This window comes from Paenibacillus sp. DS2015, from assembly GCF_050433705.1.
Classification (GTDB): domain Bacteria; phylum Bacillota; class Bacilli; order Paenibacillales; family Paenibacillaceae; genus Paenibacillus_AQ.
This window is the reverse complement of record NZ_JBNPWS010000011.1, coordinates 71,646-89,289: the sequence shown is the minus strand read 5'-3', so window position 1 is coordinate 89,289 and position 17,644 is coordinate 71,646. Positions and strand designations below refer to the sequence as shown.

Genomic DNA, 17,644 nt, shown 5'->3' with positions numbered 1-17,644 from the left:
TCTATAGATAGATACATACTTGGTTATTAGGGCACCCTTGGGGTGCTCTTTGTTTCAGTTGAATATGATTAAGATTGACCTCATTCATATTTGAGCTTATTCGTAAATTACTGGCATGTCTTGGATAAGCATCCTACCCTAGTAGATAAATGAGGAACGAAGGGGTTATAATGAGTTGTTAATCTATTTATTTAGGAGTGGAATACGAATGAGGCGTATCACGATTTTGATAGCTGACGATGAGGCAGAGATTGCGGATCTGATTGCCTTACATTTAATAAAAGAGGGATATCATACGATTACAGCATCCGACGGGAAAGAAGCCATCCAGGCTATTCAGACGCAATCGATAGATTTGGCGATTCTAGATATTATGATGCCTGAACTGGATGGTTATGAAGTCACTCGTCAAATTCGAGAGCAACATCATATGCCGATTATTTTTTTAAGTGCCAAAACCTCTGACCTTGATAAGATCACGGGACTAGTGATGGGGGCAGATGATTATATGACCAAACCATTCAACCCGATGGAACTGGTTGCTCGTGTAAATTCCCAATTACGACGTTCTATGGAGTTTAATCAGCCTACAATCATGAACAAATCGGTATTAGAAGCGGGCGGGTTGACCATTAATCCCGATCAACATACCGTGACTCTATATAGTGAGACGATTGAGTTAACACCGAAAGAGTTTGATATTCTATACCTATTAGCCACTTATCCCAAGCAGGTTTTTAGTGTGGAAAGCCTTTTTCAACAAGTGTGGGGAGAAGCCTATTACGAAAGTGGCAACAATACGGTCATGGTGCATATTCGGACCCTACGTAAAAAGCTTGGAGAGGATAAAAGCAAAAACAAATTCATCAAGACCATTTGGGGTGTGGGGTATACATTCAATGGATAAAATGAAGCGAAGCTTTCGGACTAGAATGATTGTGCTATTAGGGTTAAGTATGCTGTTGTCCGGGGTCATCACCTATGTGGTCTATAGAGTTCTACAATTCTACTATGTTGGGGTCCGTGCCGAAGATCCAGTGGCTCAGTATCGTCGGATCATGTACAACATAGGGGATATTTACTTTTTCCTCATTATTTTTATCCCGTTAGCGATTCTGTTCTTCTTCCTGTTTACTAAACCTTATGCGACTTATTTCAATGAAATCTCCAAGGGCATTCACCATCTTGCGAATGGGGACTTTAAGAATCGTGTGCATATTTCCTCTAATGATGAGTTTAGCGAAATTGCGGAGCAACTAAATGTTGCTAGTGAGAAACTGCAAGAGGCGGTAGAAAGAGGAGAGTTCGCTGAGAGTAGTAAGGATCAATTGGTCGTCAATTTAGCTCATGATTTGCGTACGCCACTTACTTCGGTGTTGGGTTATTTAGATTGGATTCTTAAAGACGATCAGTTGACAGAGGCGCAAATCAGACATTATACATCGATTGCTTTTACCAAGTCCCAACGTTTAGAGAAGCTTATTGATGGATTATTCGAAATCACTAGAATGAACTATGGCAGGCTACCTGTTGAAAAAAACCAAATCGATATAAGTGAACTGCTCCTACAGTTAAATGAGGAATTGTATCCTGTGTTCGAGAAAAATCATGTTGTAGCTAGATTGAACATTACGCCTAGCTTGTGCATCTACGGGGACGGAGAACTGTTGGCCCGTGTGTTCGAGAATCTTCTGACCAATGCTACTCGTTATGGAAGGGATGGTCAGTTTGTAGATATCAACTGCCATCTTGATGGAGAGCAAGTGGTAATTCAGGTGATCAATTATGGCGGGAGTATCTCTCCAGAAGAATTACCTCATATCTTCGATATGTATTATACAAGTGACCGAGCACGGACACATCATGAGGGTGGCACAGGTCTCGGCTTGTTCATTGCGAAGAATATTGTAGAGCAGCATAATGGAATCATTGCTGTCGAGAGTAATGTGGTGCGGACACTCTTTGAAGTACAGTTACCACTAGAAAATATTCTAATTCAAGAAGTAACGACTTCAGTGCCCGCAAAGGGACGGTAACCGTTTCTTGTAGAAGTATGAACAAAGTAGAGTGAAAGCTTAATCATTCTTATATCTTGGCTATGTTAAATCTTAATGTTGATTTTCAACCTAAAGAAAACCGCCCCCACGTAGGGCGGTTTATTGAGCTAACGTGTCCCGTTAACTTAATGAAGAACTGACTTCAATCCTCTAAATGCTATGGGAGAATCCAATGAACCGAAGCGTCCTTGAAATTCGCCGGCTTTTATGGGGCGAGCAAGGGGATTGTCTCCGGAGAGGATAAAACTCTTGTTTACCTGGAGCCAAAGATTCGTGCTCAGGTGAAAATGAGGAGTTGGACCAAGGCAAGGCTCCCTCGCGATCCAGTCTTCACACGGTTTATAGTGTAGCTCGCATATATAAACGTGCAGTTATCGCGCATATAGAACTCGTTATTGGCGTTACACGTGTTCTGACCTATAGTAGTTAAATACAATATCTTCCCTACCTCAAGGTTATTAACTATCTACCTAATTTAATAACTATCTAATCGGCAATGAGACCATCTTCTTATCCATAATCGGTTAAGGGGTCAAGTTCTTGTCTTTTGTCCAGGACAAGAACTTGATCCCTTAAAAAAGTTTATTGTCCGTTGAACTTAATCTTATTGCTTGCATCTTACCTGCCCGGTCTATATCCGCATACTTTTGCCTGAAAATAATGTCTTTCCTAGGTTTTCCGCTCTGGTGTAACTGAACCATCTGTGCTCTTCAAATGTAATGTCTGTAGTTTACTAGACCACAATTTTTCTGTCCAGATGAGTGTAGCCGATACAGTATATTTATTGGTGGTTCAACTGTTTTTCAAGTACTTCTATTTATTTCATTAATTAGCCACTCTCTTTAGCAGATATAAAGAGAGACACTTTAAATTTAAAGGTCCCTCTAATATATTAAATATTACCTATTGGTGTTATGGGTTAACACTCTCGTCACGTTCTGATTTTGAATCCTCAACAGCCTTGTCCCTAGACTGTTTTGATTCCTCAATAACCTGATCTTTCTCCGCCTTCTTTTCCTGGATTAATGCTTCATTTTCCTGTTTAATTCGCTGATAAACCTCATCACCAAATTCTTTAGCATCTGGATCCTTATTATTTTTTCTACTTGATATCTCAGCATAAATTTTATTATTTTGCGTCGTGAGCTCAAGCCAAGTACAGTTTGACTCTTGCGTTTCTTTGAGCCACACAGCGTTGCTTTGACTTGTTTCATTTAACCATACACAGTTATAATAGGTCGTCCATTCTAACCAATTGAAATTATCCTCAAAGATTTTCTTTAACGCAGCATCACTTTTTGCATCAAAGTACTTACCGTTCCCATTCTCTGCTATCTTGTTTAAACTGTCTGTACTCTCTTGGACATCGAACCCGATTACATTGACGACGCCCTCGATATCGGAATCGGCTAAAGTTGTAGCTACAGCCGCTGGATTACCACCACAAGTTTCAAGCCCGTCCGTAACAAGATAGATGATGTTTGTGTTACTCTCACCTTTATATTCAGTAAAATCCTTTTTTGCCTCTTCGAGTGCCTTAGCAATCGGTGTCCAACCAGCAGGTTTTGTATCTTGTATTATGGTATTAAATTTAGCCTGGTTTAACTCTTGAAAAGGGTAGACTGTTTCTGTAGAAGAGCATGAAAGATTTCTTTGCTCCGGATCGTTTGCCCCTTTTTGACCGTAAACTCTAAGAGATACTTTTGTATTCTTTGGAAACCTGGTCACGAATTTTGCAATCTCATCTTGAGCAATCTCCATCTTGCTGCGGCCATTTATCAGTTGATCCATACTTTTAGATGAATCCAAAATAATCTGAATGTTTATATTTTCTTTCAGATCAGTTGATAAAGAACTTGGTTTTGAACATTCAGCCGCTCCATCCACTTCGTTTTGTCTGCAGCCTGCAAGATTAACAGGGTATTGTTCCTTTAGTTCTTGATACAATTGTTCTACTTTTTGTTCACGAGTTGGCTCTACTTCCTGTCCACTAGTCGGCTCTACAGCTTCCTCAGAATTCACTTCAGTAACCGTTGAATTTCCTTGTTCCTTTGTAGCTTCATCTGCTGGTCCAGATGTACAGCCACTTAAAACTATGATCAGTAACATATAAATGAAAATGGATACTGGTATTCTTTTCATTTTCTGTGCCTCCATACCTCTCTAATTTAGTTCTTATGTGAATTTCTTAGATGAACCATTGATGTAACTACTACGGAGACGGAGCATAGGCACTTGAGGCGTTTATTTTTTAAGATATTAATGAGTACACCGGCTCCAGGGTAATAAATGGATTGGTTATTCTCCATTTTGAGCTAACCCCCTATTTCTCATTGACTTACCTGACAATTTTATATACAGATAGCTCGTCAATTCCCCCATCTTGTTAATAAACTTTTTTCATCCATTATTCCCCCTCCTCACCAAAATTTAAATTACCCTTTTATTTAATTAACCCATATCGACCTTGTAATTAAACAGAATAGGAAAAAATTCACTTCTTCCCTGGAATGTTTCTAAAAATCAATCCTATAGTTCTACTCTTGGATTCCCATACGCATCCTAAATACTCCCTCTCTCACTGTATAGTGAATACTTCCATTAACGCTGAATACGAAGATGTTACATTTGTCTTCCCATCACATCCCATGATTATTAAATAAATGACCCGCAGGATTCATAGTTGTTTATAATACACACATCCTAAATCCAATTTTTAGGTTTTAACTATACATATACAGTTATAGACGTTCTAATCTCATAATAGTTTATTGCAGATCAAATTGTTGTTCAACATAACTGCCCGTTAGCGGAACAACTAACTTTTGGATTATTAATTAATCATTTCTTTTTAAAAATTGAATAAGAAAAATAAATCACTCCACCAACACCTAAAATCATTGATATACCAAACAATATCCATATTAATTCCACAATAGTATCACTAGGACCGTTACCTACTGGACCAAATTTTGGTTCGAAAAAATTATTTAGTTTCCATATACCATAGAAAATGAGAAGTATTGATGCGAACAATCCAACTAAATTTTTCTGTTTAATGTTACCAACTCCTCCATCTGTACTGATATTGAAGTAACTCAGTAATTAGCTTTAAAAATATATAATACCACATATTGGAAATATACTGCCCGTTAGCTCAATGAGCAAAAACAACAATGACGTTTAACAGAGCCTATATCTTAAGAAAAACTTTATAATTGTCCCACTTTTTTTTAAACAGTTTTCTTTATCCTAAGGTGATAGAGGGAGTAGTAGTAGGATAGAGGAGGAAACTGCCTATGAAGAAGTGGGTATTTTTGGTGATTATTATCGTGTTGCTAGGGGTCAAATCCATGGATATCGCCCCAACCGTTCGACAGAAAGAGGAGGTTATGAATGGGGATCCTGAAATGGAGCAGAGTATTGCTAACGATACGATAGACCTTATACAAGAACAGGTGTATCAAGGGAATCTACTACTCGTTAATACAGAATATCCCGTTCATCAAGAAAGTGTGAAATCGGATGTCATCCGTTTATTTGAGCACAAGGATTTGATAAAGGGATATGGATTGCTCGATTCAAATATTCAATTATCACAGCATGTGGCAGAAAACTTCCTGAAGATGATAGAGGCTGCTGGTAAGGATGGGGTAGATCATTTCTTGATTAGCAGTGGGTATCGAGATTTTGAAGAGCAGCAGAAGCTTTATCAAGAAAAGGGCTCTGAGTATGCTCTGCCTGCGGGTTATAGCGAACATAATGTAGGATTATCTCTTGATATCGGATCTACGCAAATGGAGATGAGCAAAGCACCTGAAGGAGAATGGTTACAAGAAAATGCGTGGAAGCACGGATTTATTCTAAGGTATCCCAAGGATAAAACGGCGATCACAGGCATTCAGTACGAGCCGTGGCATTTTCGCTATGTGGGTCTGCCGCACAGTGCGATTATGCAGGAACATCATTGGGTGTTGGAAGAATACTTAGATTTCTTGAAAGAAAAGACGAGCATCTCAACCGTAGTTGAGGGCATAACATATGATGTTAGTTATTATGCTGTCTCTCAGCATTTGACCTTTGAAGTTCCTGAAAATCGTCAGTATGAGACATCAGGGAACAATATAGACGGCGTCATTGTGACGATCTACGAATGAAATACATATATGAATAGAAACGAGGCGAGGATATCCATTGAGACTTATAAAGGTACTGAGTAAGATCATGCTTGCAGCAGGGTTTATCGTGTATTTGTATTTGTTAATCAAGCTGATTTTATTTAAATGGGGTCCTGTGAATATAGAATCACTGTTCTACCAACTTCGGCGAACGTTACAACACCCTGATATGATCTTTAAGCGCCAAGGAAACTATATTCCGTTCAGGGAGATTTCAAGAGGGATTGAGAATATGTCGATCTACGAACCCTTTTCACAGATGAACTTGACGGGCAATATTATCGCCTTTATTCCGTTTGGTATTTTTATTCCTATGATTTTCAGTAAAAAAGGTGCGTCATTTATAGCCGTATTTATACTATCGCTATTATTAAGTCTATGTTTCGAAGTTACACAACTGGTGTTGTATATTGGCACATTCGATGTGGATGACCTTATATTGAACACCTTTGGGGGGATGGTCGGTTATGTTTTCTTTCGCGTGTTCATTGGATCGGATAAGCGCCGGCGAAAAAAGAGAAAAATCGCAAAAACTTAAGATCGTAGGGTCAGGACGTTCCAGAGGAGCGTCCTGACTCTGCGTTTATGACTGTTGACATAAAATACGTCGGTGATATAATGACATATATTACGTATGACATATTTTACGTCAAAGGAATGATGAATATGGGAAAAAGTACTGAATTACAATCCATGACAACCCTGCAATATTTGGCGCTTATCCACCAAGTATCGTACACCAACGTGTGTAGAGAGGTTGGATTGACTCCGCAGCAATTTAACGACTGGGTAAAGAAGCGACGCCCGGTACCTCAGGAGAGGATCCAAGGTATAGCAGACTATTTTAAAGTGGATGCAAACCGGTTGATCGATGATAATCATTATTTACTTGACCTCACGTCAGAAACGAAAGTGGATCTGCAGATTATTTTTTTGAATCAACTTTTGGAGGAAGAAGGAGAGAATGCCGATACGGAAGCATACAGCGAGAAACTGGCAGCACTTCAATTGGAGAAAAAGAAGCAAGCTCTCATTACCAGATTTACAACGATCATGAATCAAAAGGATGAACAGAAACATCGGATAAGTGAAGCCTTCTTAAATCATATCGAACAAGGAAATCTCAAGATACTGGAGCAACTCTTAGAAGAACAGGAGTTGGGATCATGAGTACAGCTCTTCATATTCGGCAACCCGAAGTAAACATTGTCTGCAAAAATCAAGATGTTGTTTACGATGGAGTTTATCTATTTACGAACCAACGAGGCATTGCAAAGACCGCTTTGATGATGCCACCAGCTAAACCGGCTACTTGGATATCGACCTATGGAAGCCTGACCATCTCACAGATTGGGAAAGAGAATCCTAATGGTGGGATCAATGAAGCGGGGTTGGTGGTGGAACAAACGACACTGTGGCAAACGGAATACCCAGCCCCAGACGAACGCTCCGTTCTGAGTGAGTTAGCCTGGATTCAATTCCTGTTAGATACGTGTAGTACAGTGCAAGAAGCGTTGGAAGCGACCTCGAAGATTCGAATCGATCAGAGCACCTCGAAGCTGCATTATCTGGTGGCTGACCGCAGTGGTGATCGCGCAATTGTGGAGTTTCTAAAAGGAGAAATGATTGTGCACCGTGACAATGTGCCCGTTCCTATCATAGCCAATACTGCTTATGCCGATGCAGTTCAGGAACTGGAGACGGGTCATAGGGATGGGTCGCATAGGGATGAATATGAGCGTAACTCCATGGAGCGTTTTCTAGTTGTCGCAGAAACACTGCAAGCCCGATTGGACGAGGGAGAAGCTCCAAACGTTGACTTCGCCTTTGAAGTTCTTGCCTCCGCACAGCGCAAGGATACGGTATTCAGTCTTGTTTATAACATTGATCTTATGGAGATTTATGCCGTGACGGTTCGCAATCAAGAGCGAGTAACGATACATATAGCGGATTTTGATTTCACTAAAGAAACCCCTGCACAAGCGGTAGACCTTCAAAGCCTTCATGCAGGTCATGTAAGGGATCAGTTCGAGACATACTCCGCTGCATTTAATCATAATGCTGTTATGTCGTTCTTTAGAGATCCGGTTTTAACTTCCATTTTTAAGTGGGAGATTTCCGAGGAGATGATTCATTATTTAGCACATTACCCTTCTTAGTAAGGCTCAATCTAAAGATCAGTGGTTGACAGAGAGAAGACCTCAGAGGAGTTTTGGAGGAATGTGGACAAGCGGAGCGTTCACCTTAAAGGAGGGTTTCTACCTAATTCAATCCAATTCAAGAAATCCTCCTTTAACAGTGGGGTAACATCCTCCAAAACGGAACGCTGTTTCCACTACATTTTATTGTCAACCGCTGATTTTGGTTTTGAGCCCTTAGTAAAAGACGGAATATTCCTTACTCAATTATTAAGTAAAAATAAAAATCTTAATATTACACAAACCTCTGGGTTCAATCACGCTGAATAGCGGGTTGGACCCTTTTTGATTTTTTGAAACTGGAAGAAAATCTACATATGGAAAATAGAGCTGTGATATAGAAAATCGCCTCGAATAATATAGAGAATTTTGGCGGAACTTTAACTAGACTTTAACTAAGCTTGGTAAGATATATTCGACAATGCTAACGTTTGCACAGCAATCAATATGATTGCATTGTGGGCTCATTCTTATGAAGTCAGTTTAGCTGAAAAAAACTTTAGGGAGGCAGGAAAATAATGAACACAAATTTCAAACCGATCTACGAATGGTTTCAAGATAGGGTCAATCAAAGCCCTGATTCAAACTGTCTCGAATACGGCGAAACTGTTTGGACTTATAGAGAAATTAATGAAAGGGCAAACCAACTTGCCCATTATCTAAAGAGAAATGGCGCAGGTCCAGAATCACTCATAGGTATCTTCCAAGAGCGCTCGCCGCAACTTATTATTTCGATTCTTGCTGTATTGAAGTCAGGTGCAGCCTATGTGCCGATCTCAACAACCTATCCTGACGAACGAATCGCGTACATTGTGAATGAAACGAACTTCAAGATGATTCTAACAGGCTCTTCCTATGTGCAGAAAATAACAACGATAACGGATGCGAATCCAACGTCATCGGTAAAATTGCTAGATATGGACAAAGAGTTGTCGCACATTGCCATAGAGTCTAGCAACAATATGCCTAGTCACAATTCTCCTAACGATCTTGCTTACATCATCTATACTTCAGGTTCTACAGGTAAGCCTAAAGGCGTCATGATCGAGCATAGAGGAATTCCTAACCTTGTTCAAGAGCAAATCCACAAGTTTCAATTGAACGACCATGATAGAGTGCTTCAATATGCTTCCATATCCTTTGATGCATCGGTCTCTGAAATCTTTACAACGCTTATTGCCGGGGCAACACTCGTTCTAGTACCTGAAGATAGCTTATCTATTGGTGAAGCACTTCACCGGATTCTGAAGAAGCAACGGATTTCCGTAGTCACACTAGTGCCTTCGGTCTTGAATGGATTGCCGCATGAAGAGCTCCCTGATCTGAAGACATTGGTTACTGCAGGTGAAGCTTGCACGAAGAAACTGATTCATTATTGGGCGCCAAAGCTAAACTTCTTGAATGCTTACGGTCCGACCGAAACGACGGTCTGTGCCACGATACATGCATGTGATGCCGCTGATGAAATGATTTCGTTAGGCGCTCCTATTGCTGGGACTGCTGTCTACCTCCTAAATAACCAGTTACAGCCTGTAGCTAATGGTGAGACAGGTATGCTCTACATCTCAAGTATGGGACTGGCACGGGGATACGTTAATGAGGCGGCGCTGACAGCGAGGCATTTCATAGACAACCCCTTCACCGAGGGTATTAGCGATAAACTATATCGCACGGGGGATATCTGTCTGCAGGCAGCAGATGGCGTAATCGAATGGATCGGTAGAGACGATCATCAAGTGAAGGTATCCGGTATTCGCATTGAGTTAGGCGAGCTTGAATATGCGTTACGTGAATACGTAGATATTCAGGAGGCCGTGGTCATTTATAATTTTGACCAGAATACGATAGGCGCTTATATGAAATCTGCCTCTACCCCCAAGCCAAACATTAGCCAAATTCGAAACTATCTATTAACCAAATTCCCCAGTTATATGGTTCCGACCCGATTCCTATTCGTTGATGAGTTTGCGCTGCTAACAAGCGGTAAAATTGACCGCAATAATCTCCCCCCTATGGAGGATGTCAGACCAGATATTGAGATTGCGTATGTGGCACCAAGCACTTATTTGGAGAAAGAACTCTCGCAAATATGGGGTGAGGTCTTGAAGCTCGATAAGGTGGGCACGCATGATAACTTTTTCGAATTAGGTGGACAGTCGTTAATGGCTACACAGATCGTATCACGTATCCGTTCCGTTCTCGGTATGGAAGTGCCGTTGCATATTATTTTTAGTGCCAAGCCGACCATAGAGCAGACGGCAGTAACGCTAGAAGAATATCAGCTGGAACAGATGGATGCAACTGAGCTTGAGTTGTTGTTAGCCGAGTTAGAGAACGAATAATTGAGGAGGAGCTCGCATGAAAGTACTTCTGGTTCAGTCTATGGAATATCTGTATCCTTGGGGCGGCGCGCACAAAGCAAATCGAATATTGATGGAGGGGCTGGCAGATAGAGGGCATGAATGTCGGGTGATTACACCCTCGTTAGGCATTGTTGGTTATGACGATTTTCTTGCAGGAAAAATTAGGGACAATGATTTCGAGGTACTCGAGGACATACCAGATGAGTTATTCGTTATCCGTAGGCAAGGGGTTAAAGCCTACACCGTTAAGAGAATGTTCCAAGTGTTCCCGTTTATTAAGAGAATTATTGATGAGTTCAAGCCGGATATCACAATCGTGTCTGAGGATAATACTCACTTGTTACTTGAGACGGTATTGGAGACCCAAGCCAGAACGGTGTTCTTCGCACATAGCCAGGCTACACTACCCTTCGGTCCGGAATGCTTTGAAGAAGATCGCTCGAAGATCGAGTTGTATAAGAAGCTTGACGGCATCATCTCCGTCAGTGAGTACTTAAAGGGTTACATTCAATCCCATGCAGGTCTAGATTCAGAGGTAATATACTTTCCTTCTTATGGTCCGGGCCCATTCCCGTATTTGGCCGATTTCGACAACAAATATATAACGGTTATTAATCCTTCGGCTATTAAGGGGCTCTCGATCTTCATCGGATTAGCGCGGCAAATGCCCCACCTGCAATTCGCGGCCATTCCCACCTGGGCTACAATGGATGAAGAGATTGAGGAGATGAGATCTGTACCCAATATTACAATCCTGAAGCCTGCTGAGAATATTAACGATATCTATAAGCAGACCAAGGTGTTTCTTATGCCCTCGTTGTGGGGTGAATCATTTGGACAAGTCATTGTTGAAGCTATGCTGCGCGGTATACCGGTCATTGCAAGCCATGTGGGCGGAATACCAGAGGCTAAGCTACACCTGGACCATATCCTGCCTGTCAATCCCATTAAACAATATATCAAGGAAAAGGTACTTACCAGTTCCATTCCGACCCCCGTCATTCCAGAGCAGAATTTGGAACCGTGGATCGAAGCCTTGAACAAACTGACCACGGATGAAGAGCATTATCACAGTCTATCGCAAGCCTCCTACCATAAATCCGCTACCTTTCACGCTACTTTAAGCATTGCAGCCTTCGAGACCTACTTACACCAAGTAATCAACACAACGGCCCAGCCTCTAGAGGATCTACCCTCTGACCCTGTCACCCTAACCTCAGGTCGCGATAAGAATAACCTATTAGAGCGGATCAATACGCTTTCTCCAGAGAAGCGTAAGCAGTTATTAGCAGTTCTCCAGGAAAGAAGGTAAGGCTTTGAGTGAATTATTAGATCGGATTAGCAAGCTCCCGCCAGAGAAGCGTCAGCAATTGCTAGATAAAATCAAAGATAAGACCACTCGAAAGCCGTTGCCGAATCGAACGATTTCACCGTTACCGCGAGACAGCCGCCATACCCATGAGTTTCCGCTATCTTTCTCTCAGCAACGACTCTGGTTTATGTATCAATGGGAGCCGGATAGCCCATCGTATAATATACCTTGTGTATTCGGGATTCCAGTAGAATTAAATATTGCCATATTAGAGCAATCCGTCAATGTACTCGTGGAGAGACATGAAATTTTACGTACGACATATAAAATGGTGCAGGAGGAAGAGACGGTTCAGGTTATTCATCCATTCTCACCCCTAAGCATGCAGGTATTCGATCTTAGTAGTCTATCTGAGAAGGATAAGAAGCGTCAGATGGAGACCCTTATTAAACAGAAATCGATGATACCGTTTAAGCTTGAGAGTGAACTACCGATTAAGGCGCATTTGCTGACCCTGAATTCACAGGAACACTATTTATTCCTGAATATTCATCATATTGCTTGTGACGGTTGGTCACTCGGCATCATCATGAATGAAATACAGCAGTCTTATAAGGCGCTTAGTCGTAATCTACCTTTAGAACTGCCACCGATACCCGTTCAATATGCCGACTATGCTGCTTGGCAAAGAAGCTTCATGGTTGATGAAGTGCTGAACTACCATCAGAGCTATTGGCTCGATAAATTTCAAGGGGAGCTTCCGGTACTGGAGCTACCTGTCGATAAACCGCGGCCACCCGTGAAGAGCTCTAACGGATCACATATCATACAACCCTTGCCCGACGGTTTCTATCATCGACTGCAACAATGGTGTAAAGAAGAAGATGTGACCGTTTATATGATGACGCTCACTGCCTATGCTGTATTACTGTATCGCTATACAGGCCAGACCGATATCATTATCGGATCTCCCGTTGCTAATCGAAGTCGGGAAGAAATCGAGCAAAATGTTGGTTTTTTTGTAAACACGCTTCCCATTCGAGTTCATCTAAGCGAGACATCAACATTCAGGGAAATGGTTAAGCAAATCAAACACATTTCCCTAGAAGCGCAAGAGCATCAAGATTTCCCGTTAGATAAGTTAATCGAACTGCTTCCTATTGAAAGGGATTTGAGTCATAGTCCTCTGTTTCAGGTCATGTTTATCTTACAGAACATGCATGTGGGATGGAATGATGATTCAGAAGAGCTCCCCTTGCAGTTCGACAGTTCTACCCATACGAACAGCTCTAAATTTGATATGACCTTCTCCGCTAACGCACATAATGTAGAAGTGGAGTATAGTACTGATTTATTTCATGAAGCTACGATGAAGAGGATGCTGGAACACTACTTCAATCTGCTAGATCGTGCATGTTCCGATCCTGATCAGGTTATCGCGGATATTAACCTAATGTCAGTAGAAGAGAAACAGCAATTACTTGTCGAGGGGAATAAGACAGATGCAGATTATGACAGTGAATTTAACCTTGTACATCGTATAGAGGCGCAAGCCGCCAAGTTACCTCATCATCCTGCCCTTATATTTGAAGGTATTACCTACACTTACGATGATATGAATAAGCGCGCCAACCGTCTCGCTCATTATTTACGTTCCCAAGGGATCGGACCTGAACAGGTGGTCGGCATTTTTATTGAACGGTCTGCTGACTTTGTTATCGCTATGCTAGCTGTATTGAAAGCCGGAGGCGCGTATGTACCACTCGATCCTTCCTATCCTAAGGAACGTCTGACTTACATGATTAAACAGTCGGGTATGCAGATCCTTCTTACGCAGAGCAAGCTATCGGGGGACATTCAGCTTGAACAGGTAGCCGTTGCTGTCGTCGAGCTTGATCAAGCTAAACAGAGACTACGGTTAGAACAGCTTAGTGACGATAATCCAGTGTTGGACACGGAATCTGCCAATCTCATGTATATTGTGTTCACCTCAGGTACGACGGGCACTCCCAAGGGGGTTGCTGTTGAACTTCAGCAATTCCACAACTATATTCAGGGATTGATTAAGCATCTAAGTATTCAGGAGCCATTAAGTTATGCTATGGCCTCAACCTTTGCGGCAGATCTCGGTACAACCAATGTGTTCGGAGCTTTATGTACCGGAGGCACACTACATGTCTTATCCTATGATCTGTCCTGTGATCCTGATGGCGTTGCTGAGTATTTCAGGATCAACCGAATTGATGTGATGAAGGTTGTGCCAAGTCATTTTGAAGTGCTGATGGAAGCCGCTCAACCTGAACTTGTGATTCCGCACAAGATATTAATTCTTGCAGGTGAAGGCTTAAGTTGGGAGACCGTTCGGAAGATCAACAGACTGCGACCAGATGTGATGATAGAGAATCATTATGGACCCACGGAAACGACCGTATCGGCTTTCGCTTATCCGATCAAGGGCGATTTGCATGCACATCCCTTCAACACAGTGCCGATTGGGTATCCTTTTGGAAATGTACAACGTTATATTCTAGATACTCGCCTACAACCTGTTCCTATAGGGGTACCGGGTGAATTACTTATTGGTGGGGCTGGTGTAGCAAGGGGCTATTTCGGCAATCAAGAGCTTACCGATACAAGATTCGTTCCTAACCCTTTTGTAGAGGATGAAGATGCGCGGCTGTACAGAACGGGTGATCGTGTTCGCTATATGCCTAATGGTGCCGTTGAAATATTAGGACGGATGGATCGTCAGATTAAGATACGTGGTTATCGAATTGAGCTAGGGGAGATTGAATCTGTCATTACTTCATTTCCTTTCGTAACAGATGCTGTGGTCTTATTGAAGGATGTAGGTAACGATGAGAAGAAAATTGTTGCTTATGCTGTGTTCGACCTAGCTGAACAGGTGGAGAATCCGCACGTTGAGCTGAAGAAGAAGCTTAAAGATAAATTGCCGGAGTATATGATCCCAACCCATATCATCCCAATGGATTCTCTTCCGTTAAACCCGAATGGTAAGGTAGACATAAACCTGCTGGCAGCTATGGAAATAGCAGTAAAGGTGGCGGATCCTAATGCCGCACAGCCACAAACGGCTACTGAAATTAGAATATGGGAAGTATGGAAAGACATTCTGGGTGTTGATATGATCGGAGTGGATGACAACTTCTTCGAATTGGGCGGAGAATCATTCAAAGCGCTGAAGGTTGTAAGGCGATTAGGCGATTGGATTAGTATTATGGACTTTTTTAAACAACCAACGATTCGTTCCTTGGCGGAATACATCGATCAGGGAAAAGCGTCGGATCATCATTTACTCCATAAATTAACAACACATCCCGCACAGACTGCACCAGATATGTCATTAGTGTGTATCCCCTACGCTGGGGGAAGTGCGATTACGTATCAACCTCTCGCTGCGCAAATGCCCGGTCATATCGACTTGTATGCGATGGATCTTCCTGGTCACGATTACAGTCGTAAAGATGAAGCGTTACTTCCGATCGAGGAAGTCGCACGTTTGTGTGTGGAACAGATCAAACAGATGATCAAGGGACCGGTCGCTCTATACGGTCACTGTGTGGGTGGGGCCTTAACGATTGAGATCGCTAGACAGTTGGATGATGAGAATTATCCATTGCAGAGTGTCTTTCTGGGGGGCACTTTCCCGATCGCCCGAATTCCGGGTCGTTTCTTCGATTTCTATTCCAAGCTATTCCCATCTGACCGCAGCATGTCCAATAAATCGTATCATGCGTTCCTGAAGGCATTGGGCGGATTTACAGAAGTAGAAGATCAGGATGAGCGAGATTTCATGATACGTTGCCTACGACATGATGCACGAGAAAGCGAGAATTACTATACCTCTGCTTATGCTAATCATCAATTGACGAAGTTAAGTTGTCCGATTACATGCATCATTGGTGAGAAGGACAAGGCAACCGAGCTTTATGAGGAACGCTACAAGGAATGGGACTATTTCAGTGAGCAGGTTGATCTCGTCGTGATCCCTCAATCAGGTCATTATTTTATTAAGCATCAGGCAGATCAATTGAGTGGGTGGATCAGTGACATTGTTGAAGCAAAAGACGATTCGTCTAACAGCATAGAGGAGTTGACCCCACCACAGAAACGAGTTACTGTTCCGAATCTGAGAACGTTCTTTACCGTTATATTGGGGCAATTAATGTCGATTTTAGGCTCAGGACTAACAGGTATTGCTATTGGTGTGTGGGTGTTCTCACAAACGGGGTCTGTGGCGGATTTCGCAGCTATCTCATCCGCATCATTAATTCCAGGTATACTTATTTTGCCTATTGCAGGTGCCATCGTTGACCGATATAATCGGCGGCTCGTTATGTTATTCAGTGATGTGATGATGGCCATACCTATTATTGTGCTTGCGATACTCATGGCTACGAATTCCCTTGAAGTATGGCACATTTACGTGACATCAGCTGTGGGTTCCATCGCCCGTTCTTTCCACAGACCTGCATTCATGGCAGCTATTGCGCAAATTATTCCGAAGCAATATTTGGGTCATGCTAACGGTCTTGTTCAACTAGCTACTTCAACGAGTGAGATGATTGCACCGCTTGTGGGTGTAGCGCTGTATACCATGATCGGTATGACTAATATATTTATACTCGATTTCTTTAGCTTTCTGATCGCCATTTCTACACTGGCTATCGTAAGATTCCCGAATACATTATTCCATCGAAGAGTGGAGTCATTCGCTAAGGAAGTACTAATGGGCTGGAAATTTATTATTAGAAGACCGGGTATGCTCTATATGATTGCATTTTTCTTTGTAGGAAATGTTCTGTTCGGTTTGGCGACTGTACTCATTCAACCCCTTATTCTTTCATTCGGTTCAGCAAGAGATCTTGCAACGGTTACAATGACAGGTGCCATTGGAGCCATGGTAGGCGGACTCTTGATGAGTATCTGGGGTGGTACGAAACGTATGGCTACAGGTATGGTTGGTTTTGTTATTCTAGAAGGGCTGTCTATGATTGTTGCTGGACTTCGCCCTGATGTCTTCGTTACTGCCGTAGGGATCTTCGGCATCTGGTTCTCCGTTACACTCGTGAATACACACTGGCAATCCCTCATCCAGTCCAAAGTTGGATTGGAACTTCAAGGACGGGTATTGGCTACCAATCAGATGATTGCTATGTCTAGTATGCCGATTGGCTATTTAATAGCTGGGCTACTCGCTGATTCGGTATTCGGTGCAGCAATGAATCAAGGAGGCGTGCTTGCCAGTACGCTTGGGCCTATCCTAGGTGTGGGTCCCGGCCGAGGTATTGGCTTACTGATCATCTGCGTAGGGGTTCTAGTGATGATCTGGTCGATCATCGGATTTAATTTCAAGCCATTACGTCATATGGAGGACTACTTAGATGATGCTGTTCCCGATTCAATCATGGGGGATATAGATTCCTTGCAGACAAGACTTGATAGTCACGTTAAGAAGAAAGTTAACTCAAGTAGTAGCACGCTTAAAGTGTAGATTTAGAGTTGAAGAAAATGC

At 42.2% G+C, this 17,644-nt stretch carries 10 protein-coding genes; 9 read left to right on the top strand and 1 reads right to left on the bottom strand.

Translation table 11 applies throughout. The features are described 5' to 3' along the window. The first annotated feature begins 208 nt into the window (after positions 1-208). A complete protein-coding gene (locus J2T13_RS11835; RefSeq protein ID WP_429371440.1) occupies positions 209-907 on the top strand; it encodes a response regulator transcription factor in 699 nt (232 codons plus the stop codon). After that, a complete protein-coding gene (locus J2T13_RS11830) occupies positions 900-2,036 on the top strand; it encodes an ATP-binding protein (RefSeq protein ID WP_429371438.1) in 1,137 nt (378 codons plus the stop codon). Before J2T13_RS11835 ends, J2T13_RS11830 begins: the two co-directional genes overlap by 8 nt. Positions 2,037-2,969: 933 nt before the next feature. Here the strand turns inward: J2T13_RS11830 and J2T13_RS11825 are convergent. Continuing rightward, positions 2,970-4,199 carry a VWA domain-containing protein gene (locus J2T13_RS11825; protein WP_429371436.1) on the bottom strand — a complete coding sequence of 410 codons (1,230 nt, stop codon included), beginning with the start codon at positions 4,197-4,199 and terminating at the stop codon, positions 2,970-2,972. A gap of 1,157 nt (positions 4,200-5,356) precedes the next feature. Here J2T13_RS11825 and J2T13_RS11820 point away from each other — a divergent pair. The 7 genes from J2T13_RS11820 (at position 5,357) to J2T13_RS11790 (ending at position 17,623) form a co-directional block, all read left to right on the top strand. Beyond that, a complete protein-coding gene (locus J2T13_RS11820) occupies positions 5,357-6,214 on the top strand; it encodes a M15 family metallopeptidase (protein ID WP_429371434.1) in 858 nt (285 codons plus the stop codon). A gap of 37 nt (positions 6,215-6,251) precedes the next feature. After that, a complete protein-coding gene (locus J2T13_RS11815; RefSeq protein WP_429371432.1) occupies positions 6,252-6,773 on the top strand; it encodes a VanZ family protein in 522 nt (173 codons plus the stop codon). Between the two features lie 128 nt (positions 6,774-6,901). Next, positions 6,902-7,405: a hypothetical protein gene (locus tag J2T13_RS11810; protein ID WP_429371430.1), complete on the top strand. Its 504-nt coding sequence runs from the start codon at positions 6,902-6,904 to the stop codon at positions 7,403-7,405. After that, entirely contained in the window at positions 7,402-8,394 is a 993-nt protein-coding gene (locus J2T13_RS11805) for a linear amide C-N hydrolase (protein ID WP_429371429.1), read from the top strand. Before J2T13_RS11810 ends, J2T13_RS11805 begins: the two co-directional genes overlap by 4 nt. Before the next feature lie 557 nt (positions 8,395-8,951). Then, positions 8,952-10,775 (top strand): non-ribosomal peptide synthetase, encoded by a 1,824-nt coding sequence (locus J2T13_RS11800; protein ID WP_429371427.1) that lies wholly within the window; start codon positions 8,952-8,954, stop codon positions 10,773-10,775. Between the two features lie 16 nt (positions 10,776-10,791). After that, complete coding sequence (locus tag J2T13_RS11795) at positions 10,792-12,108, top strand: glycosyltransferase family 4 protein (protein ID WP_429371425.1); 1,317 nt, start codon at positions 10,792-10,794, stop codon at positions 12,106-12,108. 4 nt (positions 12,109-12,112) lie between these two features. Further along, positions 12,113-17,623, top strand: coding sequence for an amino acid adenylation domain-containing protein (locus tag J2T13_RS11790; RefSeq protein WP_429371423.1), 5,511 nt, complete (start codon positions 12,113-12,115; stop codon positions 17,621-17,623). Positions 17,624-17,644 lie beyond the last annotated feature (21 nt).

Excerpts from the sequence above, each read along its gene's own strand:
- J2T13_RS11820 (WP_429371434.1), top strand. The coding sequence starts at position 5,357 with ATGAAGAAGTGGGTATTTTTGGTGATTATTATCGTGTTGCTAGGGGTC.
- J2T13_RS11830 (WP_429371438.1), top strand. The coding sequence starts at position 900 with ATGGATAAAATGAAGCGAAGCTTTCGGACTAGAATGATTGTGCTATTA.
- J2T13_RS11825 (WP_429371436.1), bottom strand. The coding sequence starts at position 4,199 with ATGAAAAGAATACCAGTATCCATTTTCATTTATATGTTACTGATCATA.
- J2T13_RS11800 (WP_429371427.1), top strand. The coding sequence starts at position 8,952 with ATGAACACAAATTTCAAACCGATCTACGAATGGTTTCAAGATAGGGTC.
- J2T13_RS11810 (WP_429371430.1), top strand. The coding sequence starts at position 6,902 with ATGGGAAAAAGTACTGAATTACAATCCATGACAACCCTGCAATATTTG.
- J2T13_RS11795 (WP_429371425.1), top strand. The coding sequence starts at position 10,792 with ATGAAAGTACTTCTGGTTCAGTCTATGGAATATCTGTATCCTTGGGGC.
- J2T13_RS11835 (WP_429371440.1), top strand. The coding sequence starts at position 209 with ATGAGGCGTATCACGATTTTGATAGCTGACGATGAGGCAGAGATTGCG.
- J2T13_RS11805 (WP_429371429.1), top strand. The coding sequence starts at position 7,402 with ATGAGTACAGCTCTTCATATTCGGCAACCCGAAGTAAACATTGTCTGC.